6 protein-coding genes are annotated in these 3,952 nt (G+C 64.8%); 5 read left to right on the top strand and 1 reads right to left on the bottom strand.

Features of this window, described 5'->3' with window-relative positions; genetic code table 11:
• From I71_RS17205 to I71_RS17195, 3 genes are all read left to right on the top strand, one after another.
• On the top strand, positions 1 to 614 hold a 614-nt coding region (locus I71_RS17205; protein WP_148294274.1), incomplete at its 5' end, for a flagellar hook-length control protein FliK.
• Between the two features lie 76 nt (positions 615 to 690).
• Positions 691 to 1,443, top strand: a complete 753-nt coding sequence (locus I71_RS17200; RefSeq protein WP_042696065.1) for a flagellar hook assembly protein FlgD — start codon at positions 691 to 693, stop codon at positions 1,441 to 1,443.
• A gap of 188 nt (positions 1,444 to 1,631) precedes the next feature.
• Positions 1,632 to 1,958: a DUF1153 domain-containing protein gene (locus I71_RS17195; protein ID WP_042696064.1), complete on the top strand. Its 327-nt coding sequence runs from the start codon at positions 1,632 to 1,634 to the stop codon at positions 1,956 to 1,958.
• A gap of 94 nt (positions 1,959 to 2,052) precedes the next feature.
• On the opposite strand, the gene I71_RS17190 is transcribed toward I71_RS17195, so the two are convergent.
• On the bottom strand, positions 2,053 to 2,646 hold the full coding sequence (locus tag I71_RS17190) for a TetR/AcrR family transcriptional regulator (protein WP_042696063.1): 594 nt from the start codon (positions 2,644 to 2,646) through the stop codon (positions 2,053 to 2,055).
• A 121-nt stretch (positions 2,647 to 2,767) separates the two neighbouring features.
• Here I71_RS17190 and I71_RS17185 point away from each other — a divergent pair, with 121 nt between their 5' ends.
• Together I71_RS17185 and I71_RS37530 are read left to right on the top strand one after the other, a co-directional pair.
• The gene (locus I71_RS17185; RefSeq protein WP_042696062.1) at positions 2,768 to 3,211 is read left to right on the top strand and encodes a MaoC family dehydratase; all 444 of its coding nucleotides are present in this window, start codon (positions 2,768 to 2,770) and stop codon (positions 3,209 to 3,211) included.
• 172 nt (positions 3,212 to 3,383) lie between these two features.
• Positions 3,384 to 3,952: glycosyltransferase family A protein (locus I71_RS37530; RefSeq protein ID WP_199902201.1), on the top strand; the 569-nt coding region annotated here is incomplete at its 3' end.

Raw genomic sequence — 3,952 nt, 5'->3', positions numbered from 1 at the left:
GCCGCAAAAGCACGGAAGCGGTTGACGGCACGGGCAGCGCCGGGACATCTTTTTCCGCCTCGGGCGCCAGCCCTCACAGCCATCCGGCGCTCGCTGCGATGGAAGGACTTCACGGCGGCATCTCCAGCCTCGACCAGCCGCAAGCCACCGCGACCCTCCGCCCGTCGCGCGGCGCTGGCATGCCGATGGGCGTGCAGGACCAGATCTCCGTCCACATCAAGAAGAGCGTCGCCGACGAGGTCGACCAGTTTACCATCAACCTGCATCCGGCCGAGCTGGGACGGATCGACATCAAGCTGGACATCGGCGCCGATGGCCGGGTCAACGCGATGGTAGCGGTGGAAAAGGCGCAGACGCTCGAACTTCTGCAGCGTGACAGCCGGGGTTTGGAACGCGCCTTGCAGGATGCCGGACTGCAGACGGACTCCAACAGTCTGAACTTCAGCCTGCGCGGTGAAGGCAACCCCTTCGCCGGTGACGGCCGGGGCGATGGCAAGGGAGGCGGAACGGGTCGGCGCGGCCGCGGCTTCGGCGGTGGCGGCGACGAGGACGGGTCCGACGGGGTCGTCTACACCGCGACGCTCGGCAACGGGCGCGTCGACATCCGCGCCTGAACGTGACGGCCCGCCCGGCCGCACTCCAGCGTCGCATCACAGATTTCGGCCGACAAGGCCATAAAGGACGACCGCCATGACCACGACGACCAACACCACCAACACCCCGACCGTGAACCAGTACGGCACCTATTCGGGCGGTCTCTCCACCGGGTCGAAGACGGCGGCCGAAACCAGCAAGACTCCCCAGACCGATGCGGAGAAGACCGCATCGGCGACGAAGGGCCTGGGCGACAATTTCCAGACCTTCCTCACCATGCTGACCACCCAGATGAAGAACCAGGACCCGCTGAAGCCGCTCGACACCAATGACATGACCAAGCAGCTGGTCGATTTTGCCAATGTCGAGCAGAACATCGGCACCAACAGCCGCCTGGACAAGCTGGTGCAGTTGCAGTCGGCCGGCACCGCCTCGACCAACCTCGCCTATCTCGGCCGCACGGTCGCCTTCGAGGGCGACAACTTCCAGTACACGCAGGGGATGACCCAGGCACCGCTGGGCTACGAGCTGGCGACCTCGGCCAAATCGGTGCGCGTCGACATCCTCGACTCCAACGGCAACATCATCCGCTCGATGCCGGGCGAAACCACCGCCGGCACCAAGCACGCCGTCAACTGGGACTTCAAGGACAACAACGGCCGCGCGGTGCAGCCCGGCACCTATCGCCTGAACGTGGCACCGGTGTCGGAGAACAAGAACGACACCATCAAGGCGACCACCTACACCTTCGGCACCGTCGCCGGGATCGGCAACAACAAGGACGGCGAGACGGTGCTGAACATCGGCACCAGCGAGGTTCCGCTGTCGAAGCTGACGACTGTGTACTGACCCGGATTCGTTGAATCGGTCGACTGCCGACAGCCTGGACGGAGGGGTGGCGGAACCGCCCCATCCTTCCGGGGGAGCAACTACCACCCGAAAAAAAGTTAACCCTTTCGTTTAGGCATTTGTTAAGTGCCGGCGCATACAGTACCCCGAAATCGTGGAATGCACAGTTTGGGTTGGAGCGTCCGCGCATGGCACTCATCGAATTCGATACCGGCGACGATTCTGCTGCCGGTGCATCGGTCATTGGTCCTGAGGGGCGTCCCATGACCGAAAACGACCTTCCCCCGCCCGACACCAAGCGTTGGGTGATGCGCCGCAAGGCGGAAGTGGTCGCCGGCGTCCGTTCGGGCCTGATAAGCCTGGAGGAAGCCTGCCGCCGCTATACCCTGTCGGTGGAAGAATTCCTGTCCTGGCAGCGGCTGATCGACAGTCACGGGATGCGCGGCCTGCGCGCCACCCGGCTGCAGGATTACCGCCCGGGCCAGGGTGTCCGCGACCGCGTCGGCGCGGACTGAGACAACGCAGATCGGTGAAAGAGCGCCACGGGGCCAACCCGCGGCGCTTTTTGCGTTCACGAGCCACGCGGCCGGCTGTCGGGAGACCCGTCGGCTACGCCCGCCCCTTGCCACACGCCGCGTCGATCAACGCCGCCGCGGCGCTCGCCACCGCTTCGTTGCCCGGTCCGAGATCGAGCGCACGGCCGGAGGCATAGGCGCCTTCCATCAGCAGCTGCAACTGCGCGCACAGGCGGTCCGGCTCGTCGGCGCCGGCCGCGACCGCCAGCGCGTGAAGCCGGTCGCGGACCATGCGCTTATGAGCCAGCGCCAGCATGCGGGCGGGATTGGCAGGATCGCGCAGTTCGGCCGCCGCGGTGGTAAAAGGGCAGCCCTGGAATTCGGATGGTCGATCCAGTGGCCGAGCGCGGTGAACAGCGCCTTCATCTGCGCCCGCGGATCGTCGGGGTGACGGGCGGTCACCCCGATCCCACCAGGCGGCATGCTGGACCAGGTTTCGCTCCAGATAGGCGCAGACCAGTTCCTCCTTCGAGGCGAAGTTCCGGTACAGGCTCATCTTCGCGACACCGGAGTGGGCGATGATCGTGTCGATTCCGACCGCACGGATGCCTTCGCGGTAGAACAGCTCCGCCGCGGTGTCGAGAATCCGGTCGCGCGCCGGCTTCCTTGCCCCTTCAGCCTCACCCATTCCCAGCACCGACCGATCCGTTGCGGCCGGGTCCAAGCCCGGCATTGACAATGATACAGACCTGTCTCTACCATCGCAATGAAGAGACAGATCTGTATCATCAAGAACGGAGATCCGGGGGATGCGCTATTTCGATGATGTCACGGTGGGCGACCGCTTCACCGGCGGGCCGCTGACGGTCGAGGCGGCGGAGATCGTCGCCTATGCCGAGAAATTCGACCCGCAGCCCTTCCATCTCGACGCGGAGGCGGCGAAGGACACGATGTTCCATGGACTGGCGGCCAGCGGCTGGCACACCGCCGGAATGACGATGCGGATGATCGTCGGCAGCGACGCGGAACTGGCAGGCGGCTATATCGGCATGGGGGTCGACCAGATCGGCTGGCCGCGCCCGACCCGGCCGGGCGACGTCCTGCGCATCGAGATGGAAGTGCTGGAGGCCCGCCGCTCCGCCAAACGCCCAGACCAGGGCGTGCTGCGGGTAAAGACCACCACCCTCAACCAGAATGACGAGGTGGTGCAGACCATGATCGCCAATCTGCTGGCCCCCGGCCGCCCCGCCTGAGCAGGAGCGCCTGACGGAACCGCATCCGGGCGGAGTTTCGCCCCTCCGGAAAGCCCAGTGCACGTTCTTCAGGCGCTCTCGACAGCGGGCCTTCGGTGATGATGGACATCGATTGCGGTTCGCTGCAATAAAAGCCGTCTTTCCAGCGGCATTGGTCCCGGCGATGAAGTGCATGATCATCACCCCGCTTGGGCCGGGGCACGAAGGGGTGGCTGCTGAATGCCGTCAGTCCGTGCGTGCCGCGGCAGCGGCATCGTCCGGCCCGTTCACGGATGTGTTTCACCTGATCGTCGATGACAGGCAAGGCGCTATCGGCAGATCGGCAGCCAGAAACCAGGGCATTGCCAGAGCCAGGGAGGCCGGAGCCGATTGGTTGTTCTTCCTGGACGCCGACGACCTGATGTCGCCCACGGCATTCTCCGCCGTCCAGAACTATGTTTCGGATTACGACGCGGTGTGGGGGATGATTTGCGAGATGTCCTACGGACATGATCGCTTCCAGTTGCGTGCCGGTCAGCTTGGCGGCACAGCCTCATTCGAGGAGATACTGAGCGTTCCCCCGTACCTTTCGCTCCAGATCGGGCATTTCGTCAAAACGGACCTCGCCGGGAGCATTCTCTTCAATGAAGACATGGATTGCGGGGAGGATTTCGAGTTCTACTGCCGGGAATGGACCGCCGGCAGCTGCATCAAGACCGGTGACGTGTTCTTCATCAATCGCCGGGGCGTCCATCGACCGGC

The sequence above is a fragment of the Azospirillum sp. B506 genome, assembly GCF_000333595.1.
Classification (GTDB): domain Bacteria; phylum Pseudomonadota; class Alphaproteobacteria; order Azospirillales; family Azospirillaceae; genus Azospirillum.
Note: the sequence above shows the minus strand (reverse complement) of the source record. Positions and strands in the feature narration are given on the sequence as shown.